This is a genomic window from Lacimonas salitolerans (assembly GCF_042677865.1).
Taxonomy (GTDB): domain Bacteria; phylum Pseudomonadota; class Alphaproteobacteria; order Rhodobacterales; family Rhodobacteraceae; genus Lutimaribacter; species Lutimaribacter salitolerans.
In genome coordinates, this window is record NZ_JBHUDD010000059.1 from 1 (window position 1) to 15,426 (window position 15,426).

The 15,426-nt window shown below is 63.6% G+C and carries 12 protein-coding genes; 6 read left to right on the forward strand and 6 right to left on the reverse strand.

The features are described 5' to 3' along the window. Positions 1-162: 162 nt before the first annotated feature. Genes mutT through ACFTOW_RS11760 form a run of 3 tightly spaced genes read right to left on the reverse strand, consistent with a single transcriptional unit; the run spans position 163 to position 2,633 of the window. Positions 163-561, reverse strand: a complete 399-nt coding sequence (gene mutT, locus ACFTOW_RS11750) for an 8-oxo-dGTP diphosphatase MutT (RefSeq protein ID WP_379915882.1) — start codon at positions 559-561, stop codon at positions 163-165. Further along, a complete protein-coding gene (gene argJ / locus ACFTOW_RS11755) occupies positions 558-1,784 on the reverse strand; it encodes a bifunctional glutamate N-acetyltransferase/amino-acid acetyltransferase ArgJ (protein WP_379915884.1) in 1,227 nt (408 codons plus the stop codon). Before argJ ends, mutT begins: the two co-directional genes overlap by 4 nt. A 3-nt stretch (positions 1,785-1,787) precedes the next feature. Then, the gene (locus tag ACFTOW_RS11760; protein WP_379915886.1) at positions 1,788-2,633 is read right to left on the reverse strand and encodes a peptidylprolyl isomerase; all 846 of its coding nucleotides are present in this window, start codon (positions 2,631-2,633) and stop codon (positions 1,788-1,790) included. Positions 2,634-2,805: 172 nt separating this feature from the next. Here ACFTOW_RS11760 and secA point away from each other — a divergent pair, with 172 nt between their 5' ends. The 3 genes from secA to ACFTOW_RS11775 all read left to right on the forward strand — a co-directional run bounded on the left by secA (position 2,806) and on the right by ACFTOW_RS11775 (position 8,253). Beyond that, the gene (secA, locus tag ACFTOW_RS11765; RefSeq protein ID WP_379915889.1) at positions 2,806-5,547 is read left to right on the forward strand and encodes a preprotein translocase subunit SecA; all 2,742 of its coding nucleotides are present in this window, start codon (positions 2,806-2,808) and stop codon (positions 5,545-5,547) included. A 108-nt stretch (positions 5,548-5,655) separates the two neighbouring features. Then, entirely contained in the window at positions 5,656-6,663 is a 1,008-nt protein-coding gene (locus tag ACFTOW_RS11770; protein ID WP_379915891.1) for a hypothetical protein, read from the forward strand. 30 nt (positions 6,664-6,693) lie between these two features. Beyond that, complete coding sequence (locus tag ACFTOW_RS11775) at positions 6,694-8,253, forward strand: substrate-binding domain-containing protein (RefSeq protein WP_379915893.1); 1,560 nt, start codon at positions 6,694-6,696, stop codon at positions 8,251-8,253. On the opposite strand, the gene radC is transcribed toward ACFTOW_RS11775, so the two are convergent. From radC to dnaK, 3 genes are all read right to left on the reverse strand, one after another. Continuing rightward, positions 8,250-9,017, reverse strand: coding sequence for a RadC family protein (radC, locus tag ACFTOW_RS11780; RefSeq protein WP_379915896.1), 768 nt, complete (start codon positions 9,015-9,017; stop codon positions 8,250-8,252). The genes ACFTOW_RS11775 and radC overlap by 4 nt on opposite strands. A gap of 95 nt (positions 9,018-9,112) precedes the next feature. After that, positions 9,113-10,267 (reverse strand): molecular chaperone DnaJ, encoded by a 1,155-nt coding sequence (gene dnaJ / locus ACFTOW_RS11785; protein ID WP_379915898.1) that lies wholly within the window; start codon positions 10,265-10,267, stop codon positions 9,113-9,115. Between the two features lie 77 nt (positions 10,268-10,344). Continuing rightward, positions 10,345-12,261, reverse strand: coding sequence for a molecular chaperone DnaK (dnaK, locus tag ACFTOW_RS11790; RefSeq protein WP_379915900.1), 1,917 nt, complete (start codon positions 12,259-12,261; stop codon positions 10,345-10,347). Between the two features lie 183 nt (positions 12,262-12,444). Here dnaK and ACFTOW_RS11795 point away from each other — a divergent pair, with 183 nt between their 5' ends. The 3 genes from ACFTOW_RS11795 to ACFTOW_RS11805 all read left to right on the forward strand — a co-directional run bounded on the left by ACFTOW_RS11795 (position 12,445) and on the right by ACFTOW_RS11805 (position 15,413). Further along, complete coding sequence (locus ACFTOW_RS11795) at positions 12,445-13,053, forward strand: alpha-ketoglutarate-dependent dioxygenase AlkB family protein (protein WP_379915903.1); 609 nt, start codon at positions 12,445-12,447, stop codon at positions 13,051-13,053. A 119-nt stretch (positions 13,054-13,172) separates the two neighbouring features. Further along, a complete protein-coding gene (locus tag ACFTOW_RS11800; protein WP_379915905.1) occupies positions 13,173-14,024 on the forward strand; it encodes a flagellar motor protein MotB in 852 nt (283 codons plus the stop codon). Between the two features lie 87 nt (positions 14,025-14,111). Beyond that, complete coding sequence (locus tag ACFTOW_RS11805) at positions 14,112-15,413, forward strand: flagellar hook protein FlgE (protein ID WP_379915907.1); 1,302 nt, start codon at positions 14,112-14,114, stop codon at positions 15,411-15,413. Positions 15,414-15,426: the final 13 nt, after the last annotated feature.

Here is a 15,426-nt window from a genome sequence, read left to right on the forward strand (position 1 = left end):
TCCCAGCAAGCCGCTTCCTGCACGCTTCAGGCCAGAAAACCCGCCCTGAACCGCGGAAAACGACGAAAAATCGAGGTGCCCTTGTGTTAATATTCGCAACAATCCATCAAAACGTGATTACGTTTCCGTGACACTGGCCAAGTCCCGGGAAGATCCGGCTTGTCACAGCCAGTCGCGCAGAATCGGGATCAGGGGGATGTCGGCCGGCGGCATCGGATAATCGCGCAGCTCGCGCGCATGTGCCCAGGCCAGTGTCTGCCCCTCTTTCGGGTGGGGGATGCCGTTCCATTTGCGGCAGGCGAACAGTGGCATGAGCAGGTGAAAATCGTCATAGCCGTGGCTGGCAAAGGTGAGCGGAGCAAGGCAGGAGTTCCAGGTCTCGATCCCCAATTCTTCGTGCAGTTCACGCACAAGGGCCGATTCCGGGGTTTCGCCCGGCTCGACCTTGCCGCCTGGAAACTCCCACAGGCCCGCCATGGATTTCCCCGGCGGGCGCTGCGCCAGAAGGATGCGGCCATCGACGTCGATCAGGGCAACCGCGGCAACCAGAACGACCTTCAAGACCGGTAATCCGCGTTGATCGAGATATAGCCGTGGGTCAGATCGCAGGTCCAGACGGTTGCCTGCCGGGTGCCAAGGCCGATGTCTACCGTGATGGTCAGATCTGGCTGTTGCATGTAGGTCGCGCCCTGATCCTCGGCATAGCCGGGGGCGACCCAGCCGTTTTCAGCCACAAGGATGTCGCCAAAGCGGATGGTCAGGCGGTCGCGGTCGGCGGCGGCACCGGATTTGCCGATGGCCATGACGATGCGGCCCCAGTTGGGATCTTCGCCCGCGATGGCGGTTTTTACCAGCGGCGAGTTGGCGATGGACAGGGCGTGCGTGCGGGCGTCGGCGTCGCTGGCTGCGCCGGTCACCTGCACGGTGACGAACTTGGTGGCGCCTTCGCCGTCGCGCACGACTTGATGGGCCAGATCCTGCATCACGTCGTGCAGGGCGGCTTCGAATTCGGGGGCGTCATCGACCGCCACACCGGATGCGCCGGTGGCGGCCAGCAGCAGCGTGTCCGAAGTCGAGGTGTCGCTGTCGACCGTGATGCAGTTGAAGGTGCGGTCGGTCAGCCGGGACAGCATCGCCTGCAAGGGGGGCTGGGCAATCTGTGCGTCGGTGAAGATGTAGACCAGCATCGTGGCCATGTCCGGCGCGATCATGCCCGAGCCTTTGGCGATGCCCGCGATGCGCACGGGCTGACCGTCCACCATGATTTCCGCGCCAGCTCCCTTGGGAAAGGTGTCGGTCGTCATGATGGCGCGGGCGGCGTGCTCCATGTTGGCGGCTTCCAGTGCGCTGGCCAGATCATCGAGCTTGGCGATGATGCGGTCATGGGGCAGCGGCTCGCCGATGACCCCGGTGGAGGAGGTGAACACGCGCTCCACCGGCACGCCGGTGGCATTGGCCACGGACTGCGTGATGGCCTGCACCGATTCCACGCCGCGCCCGCCGGTGAAGGCGTTGGAATTGCCCGAGTTGACGAGGATCGCCGCGCCTGCGTCGGATGCGGTGCCGATCTTGGCCTGACAATCCAGAACCGGGGCCGAACGTGTGGCAGAGCGCGTGAACACCCCGGCCATCGTGGTGCCGGGGGCCAGACGGGCCAGCATCACATCGGTGCGGTCCTTGTATTTCACACCGGCGGCGGCGGTGGCAATCTCTACCCCGCCGATGTCGGGCAAGGTGGGAAAGCTGGCCGGGGCCAGTGGGGAAACGGCCAGCGCCTTGCCCATCAATTACTTCTCCAGCATGTCGAGGTTGGACAGCAGGGATTTGTCGATGCCGTCGGCCATGGTTTCGACCGTTGCGGCCTCGGTCAGTTCCTGAACGCGGGCGTCGACGACCTGCTGCTGCAATTGTGCCTCGACCTCTTCGCGGACCTCTTCCAGCGCGGGGATGTCCTTCATCCGCGTATCGTTCAGGCGCACGACGTGCCAGCCGAACTGGGTCTGCACGGGATCGGACACGCCTTCGGGGTCAAGCGTTTTCACCGCTTCTTCGAACTCGGGCACCATCATGCCGGTGCTGAACCATCCCAGTTCGCCACCGTTGGGCCCGGACGGGCCGGTGGAGTTGTCGCGGGCCAGTTGAGCGAAATCCTCGCCTGCGCGGGCACGCTCGGCCAGGGTTGCGGCCTCTTCCTCGGTCTCGACAAGAATGTGGCTGGCGTTCCATTCGGTGTCGGGTTCGGCACCGGCGTATTGGTCCTCATAGGCGGCCTGAATGGCGTCTTCGGTCATGGAACCGGCCAGCAGATCGTCGATCGCCTCGGCGGCAAGCAATTGGCGCATTTCGTTTTCCACGGCCATTTCCACGCGGCGTGGCGTTTCAGTCAGGGTTTCGGCCAGCACGCTTTGCTGCACAAGCTGGTTGAGGATGCCGTCGAACAGCACCTCGTCGGGCAGTTGGGTGAACTGCTGGGGCAGGTTGGCGCGCACAAGGATCATGTGGCCCAGGGTGATGTCCTGACCGTTGACCGTGGCGACGACGGTGTCGGCGGTGGGCGCGTCCTCGGCCTTGGCGGGCAGCGACAGGCACATGGCCAGGGCGGCAGCGGCAGCAAAGGTGAAACGGTGTGACATCTGGTTATCCTTTCAGGGCGCGATGGCCCGTGACATTGACACTTGCACAGCCGCCCCTTACGTAGCCTTGTGGCCGGTTTGGCTGTTATTTCCCGCCCGTTTTAGGCGGTGTGGATGCAGCGGGCAAGCAGTAGGCCCGCACTATTTTGTCAACGACCGGAACGGATGGACCATGCTTGGATTCGGAACTCTTACCCGAAAGGTGTTCGGCACCCCGAACGACCGCAAGGTCAAGGCCACGCGCCCCGTGATCGAAAAGATCAACGCGATGGAAGCCGAGTTCGAAAAGCTGGACGATGCAGGGCTGATCGCCAAGACCGAAGAGTTTCGCAAGCGGGTCGCCGGTGGCGAGACGCTGGACGCGATCCTGCCCGAGGCCTTTGCGAACTGCCGAGAGGCGGCGAAACGCGCGCTGGGGCTGCGCGCCTTTGACGTGCAGCTGATGGGCGGCATGTTCCTGCATCAGGGCAATATCGCCGAGATGAAGACCGGCGAGGGCAAGACGTTGGTGGCGACCTTTCCCGCCTATCTGAACGCGCTGACCGGCAATGGCGTGCATATCGTCACCGTCAACGACTACCTGGCCCGCCGCGACGCGGAATGGATGAGCAAGGTTTACGGCGCATTGGGCATGGACACCGGCGTTGTCGTGCCACAGCAGCCCGATGCCGAGAAACGCGCGGCCTATGCCTGTGACATCACCTATGCCACCAACAACGAGCTTGGGTTCGACTACCTGCGCGACAACATGAAGGCCGAACTGACCGACATGGCGCAGCGCGGCCATCACTTTGCCATCGTGGACGAGGTGGACAGCATCCTGATCGACGAGGCGCGCACGCCGCTGATCATTTCCGGCCCGTCCGACGACCGCAGCGATCTGTACGTGGCGATCAACCGGTTCATCCCCGAGATCCGCGACGAGCATTTCACGCTGGATGAAAAGCAGCGCAACGTGACCTTTACCGACGAGGGCAACGAGTTTCTGGAAGAACAGTTGCTGGCGCGTGGTGTGCTGCCCGAGGGGCAATCGCTGTATGATCCCGAAAGCACCACGATCGTGCACCATGTCAATCAGGCCCTGCGTGCGCACAAGCTGTTCCAGCGCGACAAGGATTACATCGTGCGTCCCGCCACCAATCAGGCGGGTCAGCCGCTGGGCCATGACGAGGTTGTGCTGATCGACGAGTTCACCGGGCGGATGATGTCCGGTCGGCGGCTGTCGGATGGCCTGCATCAGGCGATCGAGGCCAAGGAAGATTGCAAGATCCAGCCCGAGAACGTGACGCTGGCGCAGGTGACCTTTCAGAACTATTTCCGCCTGTATGACAAGCTGTCGGGCATGACCGGCACGGCGTCGACCGAGGCGGAAGAGTTCCAGACGATCTATGGTCTGGGCGTGGTCGAGGTGCCGACGAACCGGCTCATCGCGCGCAAAGACGATGACGACGCCGTCTACCGCACCGCGCAGGAAAAATACGACGCCATCGTCGCGACCATCAAGGAGTCGAACGCCAAGGGGCAGCCGATCCTTGTGGGCACGACCAGCATCGAGAAATCCGAGTCCCTGTCGGAGCTTCTGAAGAAAGCGGGGGTGGAGCACAACGTCCTGAACGCCCGCCAGCACGACAAGGAGGCGCAGATCGTCGCCGACGCGGGCAAGCTGGGCGCGGTGACCATCGCCACCAACATGGCCGGGCGCGGCACCGACATCAAGCTGGGCGGCAATCTGGATTTCCAGATCATGGAAGCCATCGAAGCCGACCCCGAGGCCGACCCCGAAGAAATCCGCAAGCGGATCGAGGCCGAGCACGTGACCGACGAGCAGAAGGTGAAAGAGGCCGGCGGCCTGTTCGTTCTGGCCACCGAACGGCACGAAAGCCGCCGCATCGACAACCAGTTGCGCGGCCGGTCGGGCCGTCAGGGCGACCCCGGACGCTCGGCGTTCTTCCTGAGCCTCGAAGACGACCTGATGCGGATTTTCGGGTCAGAGCGGCTGGACAAGGTGCTGTCGTCACTGGGCATGAAGGAAGGCGAGGCCATCGTTCATCCTTGGGTCAACAAATCGCTGGAACGCGCGCAGGCCAAGGTCGAAGGCCGCAACTTTGACATCCGCAAGCAGTTGCTGAAATTCGACGACGTGATGAACGAGCAGCGCAAGGTTATCTTTGCCCAGCGGCGCGAGATCATGGAAGCCAAGGACCTGTCGGAAATCGTGACCGACATGCGCCACGAGGTCATCGGCGATCTGGTGGACCAGTACATGCCGCCGAAAACCTATGCCGACCAGTGGGACACCGAAGGGCTGTATGCCGCGTGCATCGAGCAGTTGGGTGTCGATGTGCCGGTGATCGCCTGGGCCGCCGAAGAAGGCGTGGATGACGAGGAAATCACCGAGCGGCTTGAAAAGGCCAGCGACGAGATGATGGCCGAGAAGGCCGCTGCCTTTGGCCCCGAGACGATGCGCCAGATCGAAAAGCAGGTGTTGCTGCAGACGATCGACGGCAAGTGGCGTGAACATCTGCTGACGCTGGAACACCTGCGCAGTGTTGTCGGGTTCCGGGGCTATGCACAGCGCGACCCGCTGAACGAGTACAAGACCGAAGGCTTCCAGTTGTTCGAATCGATGCTGGACAGCCTGCGGATCGACGTGACGCAAAAGCTGTCCCAGATCCGGCCGATGACCGAAGAGGAACAGCAGCGGATGGTCGCGGAACTGACCGCGCAGCAAAGGGCGCAGCAGGACGCGCTGGACATGGCGCGCGAGGAAAGCGAGGCCGAAACGCTGGCCCCGCCCGAAGAGCGCGAGTTTGACGAAAATGACTCCGCCACCTGGGGCAACCCGGGCCGGAACGAGCTTTGTCCCTGCGGGTCGGGCAAGAAGTTCAAGCATTGCCACGGACGCTTTGCCTAGGCACATTTTGTGCTGAAAGAGCCTGAAATACTCCGCAACGGCGCCATATGGGCGCCGTTTTTGTTAATGAAACTCCGATACTGAAGCAGTGGGTTTCAGGAGTCGGCAATGTTTGATCCAAAGCGCTATATTCTGGCAGGTGGCACCGTCGTGGTTGCGCTTGGCATCGGTTTCGTGATGCAGCAGGCGCCTTCGCCGGTGACGCAGACCGCGTCGCTGAACACGCAGATGGATGTCATGACCGAACCGCCTGTGGTTGCTGCGGGCATGTCGGGCATGGAGTTGAGCGGGATCGCCCACACCGCGGCCACGTCGCGCACCAATGATATCGAGCGGTCTGCCCCCGTTCTGCCCGAGCCCGATACCGAACTGGCCGCCGCCGTGCCCGGTCTGGACGAGGTGTTGCGGACGCAGGATGCCCCGGGGACGCCGCCGCAGGGCTGTGATCCGGTGATGACGGCCCGCCCGGCCCCTGCCGCCATGGTCGATCTGACCGTGACCGCCGATTGCCTGCCGCAGGCCCGGGTGACGATCCATCACAACGGAATGATGGTGCAGGCGCTGACCGATGGGGATGGTGTCCTGCGGATGCGCGCGCCTGCCCTGACGCCCGAGGCGCTGTTCATTGCGTCGTTCGAGAACGGAAGCGGCGCGGTCGTGCGCGCGCAGGTGCCGGATTTTGATGCCTATGACCGCGTGGTCCTGCAATGGCGCGGCGATGCCGGGTTCCAGATACACGCGCTGGAATATGGCGCGACCTATGGCGATGCGGGCCATGTCTGGGAGGAGGCGCCGGGCGATCTGGATCGTGCGGTTGCCGGGCAGGGTGGCGTTCTGACCACGCTGGGTGACACGGCCATAAACGACGGTCTGCGCGCGCAGGTCTATACCTTCCCGTCCGGCGCTGGGCAGGCGGGCGAGGTGGAACTGACCGCCGAAGCGGTGATCACCTCGGGCAACTGCACCCGCGATGTCGAGGCGCAGGCGCTGCAGGTCGGGCCCGGCGGCGCGCTGAGCGCGCAGGACGTGGCGTTGACCATGCCCTCTTGCGATGTCGAGGTCGACATTCTGATGTTGAAAAACCTGCTGCAAGACCTGAAGATCGCCGGCAACTGACAACCGCGTTTTCTGGGGCAGACATCTTTCATGGTTTTCTTGCGTGCGGCGGCCTGCGCCGCACTTTTCCTTGTATGGGGCACGCTTGGGGCGGTGGCACAGGATGTCACGCTGACCTCGCGCGATGGCTCGGTCGAGATCACCGGCACGCTGCTGGGATTTGACGGCGAATTCTACCGCGTCGAAACGGTCTATGGCGAATTGACGGTGGATGGCTCGGGTGTGCTGTGTGATGGGCCGGGCTGTCCGAACCTGACCGCCTTTGTGGCCGAACTGCGGCTGGCTGGGGCAGAAACCATGGGTGCCGTGCTGATGCCCGCGTTGATCGAGGCCTTTGCCCTGCGCAGCGGGCTGACAGCCACCCGACAGGACGAGGGGCCGGCGCGCGCGACCTACCTGTTGCGCGACCGTGACAGCGGGGTGCTGGTGGGGCGGTTTCATATCCATGCCACAAATACGGACGAAGGATTTGCCGATCTGCTGGCGAACGAGGCCGATATCGTCATGTCGCTGCGCGAGGTGCGCGGCCCCGAGGCGGCCCGTGCGCAGGAGGCCGGGATGGGTGATCTGCGCGGGCGGGGCCGGTCACGGGTTCTGGCGCTGGATGCGCTGGTGCCGGTGGTGGCTGCCGACAACCCGCTGAGCACCATCACCACCCCCGATCTGGCGCAGGCCTTTGCCGGGCAGATCGACAACTGGCAGGCGCTGGGGGGGCCGGATGCGCCGATCACCCTGCATCTGCGCGATGCGCGCTCGGGGCTGGGGCAGGCGGTCGTGGACCGGCTGCTGCGCCCGATCCGCGCCGATCTTCCACCCGGCGTGCAGCGCCATACCAGCAATGCCGATCTGGCCGAGGCGGTGGCGGGCGATCCGTTCGGTCTTGGCCTTGCTTCGGGGGCTGCGCTGGGCCGGACCAAGCCGCTGGCCCTGTCCGGCGATTGCGGTTTTGCGTTGCAGGCCGGCCGGCGCAACGTCAAGACCGAGGATTACCCGCTGACCGCGCCGCTGTTTCTGTATCTGCCCGCACGGCGGTTGCCGTCGCTGGCGCGCGATTTCCTGACCTATCTGCGCGCGCCCGAGGCCCAGTTGGTGATCCGCCGCGCCGGGTTTGTCGATCAGACGCCCGAAGAGATTCCGGTGGATGCGCAGGGCAACCGTTTTGCCAATGCCATCGCGCAGGCAGGTGAGGAAGTCGGGCTGGACGAGTTGCAGCGCATGGTCTCGGTGCTGTCGCCGATGCGGCGGCTGACCACGACGTTCCGGTTTGAGCAGGGGTCCACGCGGCTGGATGCGCAATCACGCTCGAATGTCGAGCAACTGGCCCGTGCGATGGAGGCCGGGGTATATGACACGCGCAATTTGCTGTTCGTCGGGTTCACGGATGGGCAGGGCAGTGCGGGGGTCAACCGCGAGATTGCGCTTCGCCGGGCCGAGGCGGTGCGCGGCGCGGTGATCGTGGCCGCGGAAACCGCCAACCTGACCCGCATCGACCTGGGGGTCGCGGCCTTTGGCAAGGCGATGCCGATGGCTTGCGATGACAGCGCGTGGGGTCGGTTGGTGAACCGGCGGGTCGAGGTCTGGGTGCGCTAGATCAACCCCTCGGCCCGAAAGCTGAGTTCGCGGGATTTTCCGATGATCAGGTGATCGTGCAACGTGATCGACAGCGCCTGCGCCGCCAGCTCGATCTGATGGGTCATGGAAATGTCCGCCTCGGACGGGGTCGGGTCGCCCGAAGGGTGGTTATGCACCAGAATCAGCGCGCTGGCGTTCAGTTCCAGCGCGCGCTTGACCACCTCGCGCGGGTAGACCGGCACGTGATCGACGGTGCCCTGCGCCTGTTCCTCGTCCGCGATCAGGACGTTCTTGCGATCGAGGAACAGCACACGGAATTGTTCGGTATCGCGGTGCGCCATGGTGGTATGGCAATAGTCCAGCAACTGATCCCAACTGCTGACCACGTGGCGTTGCAGGATGCGGCCGCGGGCAAGGCGCTGCGCCGCAGCCTCGACGATCTTCAGCTCGCAGATTACGGCGTCGCCCACGCCCCTGACTTCTTTCAGGCGTTGGGCGGGGGCGGTGATGACCCCGTTGAAATCGCCAAAGCGGTCCAGCAACGCGCGTGCCAGCGGCTTGACATCCTGCCGGGGAATGGCGCGGAACAGGACGAGTTCCAGCATTTCGTAATCCGGCATGGCCTGTGCCCCGCCGTCCATGAACCGCACGCGCAGGCGTTTGCGGTGGTCGGCGATGTACGAGGGCAGCCGCCCGGCCGCCATGGGCGCAGGCGTCGTCGCCTCGTCCGGGTCGAACAGCGGCAGGGGCATTTCGGCAAAGGCGTTGGGCTGTTGCGTCATGCCGTCACGATGCGCGCCCAGTGGTGAACAGGCGGTTAACGCCCATGAAAAAGGCGCGCCCGGTGTGGGGCGCGCCATTTGTCGTTTTCAGGCGGTCAGCCCTTCATCGAGTCCCAGAAGCTTTTGACCGAGGCGAAAAAGCTGTGGGATTCCGGGTTGTTGTCTTCTGACAGGGCTTCGAATTCGCGCAGCAGTTCCTTTTGGCGGCTGGTCAGGTTGACCGGGGTTTCCACCGCCAGTTCGATGAACATGTCACCGACCGCCCCGCCGCGCAGGGCGGGCATGCCCTTGCTGCGCAGGCGCATCTGGCGGCCTGCCTGGCTGCCGCCGGGGATCTTGACGCGGCTGCGCCCGCCGTCGATCGTCGGCACCTCGATATCGCCACCAAGCGCGGCTGTCGTCATCGAGACGGGCACGCGACAGAACAGGTTCGTGCCCTCACGTTCAAAGATGTCATGCGGCGCGACCTCGATGAAGATATAGAGATCGCCGGCCGGTCCGCCGCGCATTCCGGCCTCGCCCTCGCCACCCAGACGGATGCGGGTGCCGGTTTCGACGCCTGCGGGGATGTTGACCGACAGCGCGCGATCCTTGTGGACGCGACCCTGACCGCCACAGGATTTGCAGGGATTCTTGATCGTCTGGCCCAGACCGCCACAGGTGGGGCAGGTGCGTTCGATGGTAAAGAAACCCTGCTGCGCGCGCACCTTGCCCATGCCCGAACAGGTGGGGCAGGTGGTGGGTTCGGCCCCGCCTTCGGCGCCTGATCCATTGCACGAATCGCAGGCGACCGAACTGGGTACGGTGATGGTTTTCTGAAGGCCCTGATGAGCCTCTTCCAGCGTGACGCGTAGATTGTAGCGCAGGTCGGCCCCGCGTGCGGCGCGTTGCCGTCCGCCCGGTCCGCCGCGCCCGCCCATCATGTCGCCGAACAGGTCGTCGAACACGTCCGAGAAAAAGTCGCTATTGCCGTGGAAGCCACCGCCGGGACGCGCGCCGCCGCCCCCGCCGCCGGGCATTCCGCCCTCGAACGCGGCATGGCCATAGCGATCGTATGCGGCCTTCTTGTCGGCGTCTTTCAACACCTCGTAGGCTTCGTTGGCTTCCTTGAACTGCGCCTCGGCCTCGGGATTGTCGGCGTTGCGGTCGGGGTGCAGTTCCTTGGCCTTGCTGCGGTAGGCTTTCTTGATCTCGTCGGGCGATGCGCCCTTCTTGATCCCAAGCACGTCGTAAAAGTCACGTTTTGCCATTGGGGGTCCCCCTTTACCGGAACGTCAAGGGCCGGCCCGGTGCCCGGACCGGCCCCCGCAGGTTCCGCAAAGCGCGCTTACTTGCGCTTGTCGTCGTCGAGATCTTCGAAGTCGGCATCGACGATGTCGTCATCGTCGGACCGGGTTGCACCATCTTCGCCGGTGGCGGGGTCTTCACCCTCTTCGGCCTGTGCCTTGTAGATGGCCTCGCCCAGTTTCATCGCCGCCTCGGTGACGTTCTGGATGCCGGACTTGATCTTGTCGGCATTGTCGTTTTCCAGCTCGTCCTTGAGAGCGGCCACGGCCAGTTCGATGGCTTCGACGGTCGAGGGGTCAACCTTGTCGCCGTGCTCCTCGATCGATTTCTCGGTCGAGTGGATCAGCGATTCGGCCTGGTTCTTGGATTCGACCAGTTCGCGGCGCTGCTTGTCGGCTTCGGAGTTTTCCTCGGCCTCTTTCACCATCTTCTGGATGTCTTCCTCGCTCAGGCCGCCCGAGGCCTGAATGGTGATCTGCTGCTCCTTGCCGGTGCCCTTGTCCTTGGCGCCGACCGACACGATGCCGTTGGCGTCGATGTCGAAGGTCACCTCGATCTGGGGCATGCCGCGCGGGGACGGGGGGATGTTTTCAAGGTTGAACGCGCCAAGCAGCTTGTTGTCCGAGGCCATTTCACGCTCGCCCTGGAACACCCGGATGGTCACGGCCGACTGGTTGTCCTCGGCGGTCGAGAAGATCTGCGACTTCTTGGTGGGGATCGTGGTGTTGCGGTCGATCAGGTGGGTAAAGACACCGCCCAGCGTTTCGATACCCAGCGACAGCGGGGTGACGTCGAGCAGGACGACATCCTTGACGTCGCCTTGCAGAACGCCGGCCTGAATCGCGGCACCCATGGCCACGACCTCGTCGGGGTTCACGCCCTTGTGGGGCTCCTTGCCGAAGAACTTGGTCACTTCCTCGACCACCTTGGGCATGCGGGTCATACCGCCGACCAGCACGACCTCGTCAATGTCGCTGGCCGAAAGGCCCGCGTCCTTCAGTGCCGCAGCGCAAGGCTTCATCGACGCCTTGATCAGATCGCCCACCAGGCTTTCCAGCTTGGCGCGGGTCAGTTTCATGACCATGTGCAGCGGCGTGCCGCTGTTGGGGTCCATCGCGATGAAGGGCTGGTTGATCTCGGTCTGGCTGCTGCTGGACAGTTCGATCTTGGCCTTTTCAGCCGCCTCTTTCAGGCGCTGGAGGGCCATCTTGTCCTTTGTCAGGTCGACGTTGTGTTCCTTCTTGAACTCGTCCGCCAGGTAGTTGACCACCCGCATGTCGAAGTCTTCGCCACCCAGGAAGGTGTCGCCGTTGGTCGACTTGACCTCGAACAGGCCGTCGTCGATTTCAAGGATCGTCACGTCGAAGGTGCCGCCGCCAAGGTCATAGACGGCGATGGTCTGGCTGTCTGTCTTGTCCAGACCATAGGCCAGCGCGGCCGCGGTCGGTTCGTTGATGATGCGCAGCACTTCAAGGCCGGCGATCTTGCCTGCATCCTTGGTGGCCTGACGCTGGGCGTCATTGAAATAGGCAGGAACGGTGATGACCGCCTGCGTCACATCCTCGCCCAGATAGCTTTCGGCGGTTTCCTTCATCTTGCCGAGGATGAAGGCCGAAATCTGGCTGGGGCTGTAGTTTTCGTTCTTCACCTCGACCCAGGCGTCGCCGTTGCCGCCGTCGATGACGTTGAACGGCATGTTCTTCTTGTCCTTGGCCAGATCCGAATCGTCCGAACGACGCCCGATCAGGCGCTTGACGCCAAAGATGGTGTTGGTGGGGTTGGTCACGGCCTGCCGCTTGGCGGACTGGCCGACAAGACGCTCGTTGTCGGTGAAGGCGACGATCGAAGGAGTCGTGCGCGCCCCTTCGGAATTCTCAATGACCCTGGGCTGAGAGCCGTCCATGATGGCGACGCAGCTGTTGGTGGTGCCAAGGTCGATACCGATAACTTTTCCCATGTTTTCGATCCCTTTCTATTCAAGGCGATGACACGAGACGCGGACCCTTTTTGGCATCCTTGCCCCGAATTGATACCGTGCAGTACCGGGATGCGGTACTGCGCTTCCCGGCGTATATAAGGAGGGGTCTGGCACCCTGCAAGCGTCGCAAATATGGCGAACAGGTGAATCGGAGGTAATTTCTTGACGAATGCGCCGCAAAATCTGCGTGGAGTCGCGATATATCAGGGGTTTCTGGGGCCCGAGGCACAGCAATCTCTTGTCTCGACCTTGCGTGACGTGGTGGCGGCTGCCCCGATGTTTCACCCCGAAACGCGTGGTGGCAAGCAGATGAGCGTGCGCATGACATCGGCCGGGGTGTGCGGCTGGGTCAGCGACAGGCGCGGTTACCGCTATGATCCGCGGCATCCGTCGGGCGTGCCATGGCCGCCTATACCTGCGCAGGTTCTGGAGATATGGCGCGCACTGGTCGGTGGTTCGCGCGACCCTGATTGCTGTCTGATCAATTACTATGCGGAAGGTGCGCGGATGGGCCTGCATCAGGACCGCGACGAGGCCGATTTCTCGTGGCCGGTGATGTCGGTCAGCCTGGGCGACGAAGGGTTGTTCCGGGTGGGCAACGTCGCGCGTGGCGGCAAGACCGAAAGCATCTGGCTGCGCTCGGGCGATGTGCTGGTGATGGCGGGCGCTGCGCGGCTGGTGCATCACGGGGTGGACCGGATCAGGTTCGGTTCCTCCACCCTGTTGCCGCATGGCGGGCGGCTGAACCTGACCTGCCGGGTGGTCACCTGAAATGGCGGGTTTCGCGAAAAATCGCATGATTTCAGGATGCGGGCATGCCACGGCCGTTAACCCGCTGGCAAGAAACCTTACGCTATCCCTGTCATCGGGTGAGATGAAAGGTGGTGGAGATGGGCGCGCAAACGAATGCGTCGCCAGTCATCATCAAACGGAAAAAGGTCGTCGCAGGCGGCGGGCACCACGGCGGGGCGTGGAAAGTCGCCTATGCTGATTTCGTGACCGCCATGATGGCGTTTTTCCTTTTGATGTGGCTGTTGAATGCGACAACGGAACAGCAACGCAAGGGCATATCCGACTACTTCACGCCAACCGTGCCGATGGCCCGGATTTCCGGCGGGGGTGATGGGGTGTTCGGCGGCGACAGCATGTTTTCCGAAGATACCTTGCCGCAGATGGGCACCGGGGCGACAAACCTGCGCCCGACCGAGGCACGTCAGGCCCGCGGCGAGACCGGAATATCCGAGGCCGGACCACAGGCCGAGTCCGGGGCCGATCACGAGGCATTCAAGGCTGTCGAAGAGGCGCTTATGGGTCGCGGCGGTGAAAGCATCGTGCGCGAGGATCAGTTGAAGCATATCGTCACCCGCGTCACCGACGAGGGTCTGGTGATCGAGCTGTTCGATATCGACCAGGCGACGCTGTTCAACGGCCAGACCGACGAGCCGACGCTGTTGCTGCGGGAGCTGGCGGGGATGCTGGCGCGGGTGGCAGGGCTGGTGCGCAACCCCGTCGCCGTCGAAGGGCATGTGGCCGCGCGGCCGCTGGTTCTGGCCGACAACCCGGTCTGGTCGCTTTCGGCTGCGCGCGCGGATGCGATGCGCCGCCTGCTGGAGGGCCGCGACCTGCGCCCGGATCGTATCCTGCGCGTGACGGGCCATGCCGACCGTGAACCCGTGACGCGTGACCCGATGTCGCCGCGCAACAACCGACTGGAGGTGATCCTTCTGCGCACGTCGCGTTGATCGCATTTTAGCTGTTAGCCCGGCGTTAAGCCCGCGCCGTTATGTCTGTGCTCCGACGACTGGTTGATGCAGCAGAAAGGCGTATGCATGACAATATCCTCTTCGCTTAACGCGGGTGTGGCAGGGCTGGCGGCAAATGCCAGCCGGTTGGGCTCGATCTCGGACAATATCGCGAACTCCGCGACCTACGGGTACAAGCGGGTGGAAACGGACTTTCATTCGATGGTCCTGGCCAACACGGGCCGGTCCTATACCGCCGGGGGGGTGCGCACCACGAACCAGCGCATGATCGATCAAAGCGGATCGCTGGTCACCACATCAAACGCCACCGATCTGGCGGTGCGGGGGCGCGGGTTTCTGCCGGTGGCACAGGCGACGCAGGTGGCTGCGGGCAATGGCGAGCCCACGATGTACCTGACCACCACCGGATCTTTCCGCACCGATGCCGACGGTTTTCTGCGCACCGAGTCCGGGTTGATGCTGCTGGGCTGGCCGGCGCAGCGCGATGGCAGCATCCCGACCTTTCCGCGTGACAATTCCGCCGGGCTGGAGCCGGTCCGGGTGAATGTGAACGAGTTCACGGGCGATCCGACGACGCGGATGTCGCTGGGCGTGAACCTGCCGGCAACCGACACTGCCGCAGGTGCACCGGGCGATGTGCAGGGTTTGACGATCGAGTATTTCAACAACCTCGGCACGTCCGAAGACCTGTTGGTGGAATTCTCGCCCACCGTTCCTGCCGCAGGCATGTCGAATGAATGGACGATGGTGATCCGCGATTCGGCCTCGGCCGGGGCGGTTATCGGGGAGTATACGCTGACATTCGACGACGGGCGCACCGCAGGCGGAACCCTGGCATCGGTCACCACCGTATCCGGCGGCGCCTATGACGCCGCGACGGGCGCGTTGATCGTGGATGTGGCCGGGGGCCCGATGGAAATCGCCATCGGCCGTCCGGGTGAGTCGAGCGTGCTGACCCAGCTGTCCGACAGTTTCGCACCGGTTGCGATTTCCAAGGATGGCGCGCCCGTGGGCAACCTGACCGGGGTCGAGGTGGACGGCAACGGGTTCGTCAACGCCTTCTTTGACACCGGGATCACGCGGCGGGTCTATCAGGTTCCTCTGGTGGATATGCCCAACCCCAATGGCATGATGGCGCTGGACCAGCAGACCTATCTGCCCTCACTCGACAGCGGCAGCTATTTTCTGTGGAACGCCGGTGACGGACCCACAGGCGATATTGCGGGCTATGCGCGCGAGGCATCCAGCACCGATGTGGCGGGTGAACTGACCGACATGATCCAGACGCAGAGGGCCTATTCCTCGAATGCCAAGGTCATTCAGACCGTGGACGAGATGTTGCAGGAAACCACCAACATCAAACGCTGATCCCTGAAGAAAG

Bases quoted from the DNA above. Each gene is read 5' to 3' on its own strand.
- ACFTOW_RS11775 (WP_379915893.1), top strand. From the start codon at position 6,694: ATGGTTTTCTTGCGTGCGGCGGCCTGCGCCGCACTTTTCCTTGTATGG.
- dnaJ (WP_379915898.1), bottom strand. From the start codon at position 10,267: ATGGCAAAACGTGACTTTTACGACGTGCTTGGGATCAAGAAGGGCGCA.
- ACFTOW_RS11760 (WP_379915886.1), bottom strand. From the start codon at position 2,633: ATGTCACACCGTTTCACCTTTGCTGCCGCTGCCGCCCTGGCCATGTGC.
- dnaK (WP_379915900.1), bottom strand. From the start codon at position 12,261: ATGGGAAAAGTTATCGGTATCGACCTTGGCACCACCAACAGCTGCGTC.
- radC (WP_379915896.1), bottom strand. From the start codon at position 9,017: ATGACGCAACAGCCCAACGCCTTTGCCGAAATGCCCCTGCCGCTGTTC.
- argJ (WP_379915884.1), bottom strand. From the start codon at position 1,784: ATGGGCAAGGCGCTGGCCGTTTCCCCACTGGCCCCGGCCAGCTTTCCC.
- ACFTOW_RS11770 (WP_379915891.1), top strand. From the start codon at position 5,656: ATGTTTGATCCAAAGCGCTATATTCTGGCAGGTGGCACCGTCGTGGTT.
- ACFTOW_RS11805 (WP_379915907.1), top strand. From the start codon at position 14,112: ATGACAATATCCTCTTCGCTTAACGCGGGTGTGGCAGGGCTGGCGGCA.
- ACFTOW_RS11800 (WP_379915905.1), top strand. From the start codon at position 13,173: ATGGGCGCGCAAACGAATGCGTCGCCAGTCATCATCAAACGGAAAAAG.
- secA (WP_379915889.1), top strand. From the start codon at position 2,806: ATGCTTGGATTCGGAACTCTTACCCGAAAGGTGTTCGGCACCCCGAAC.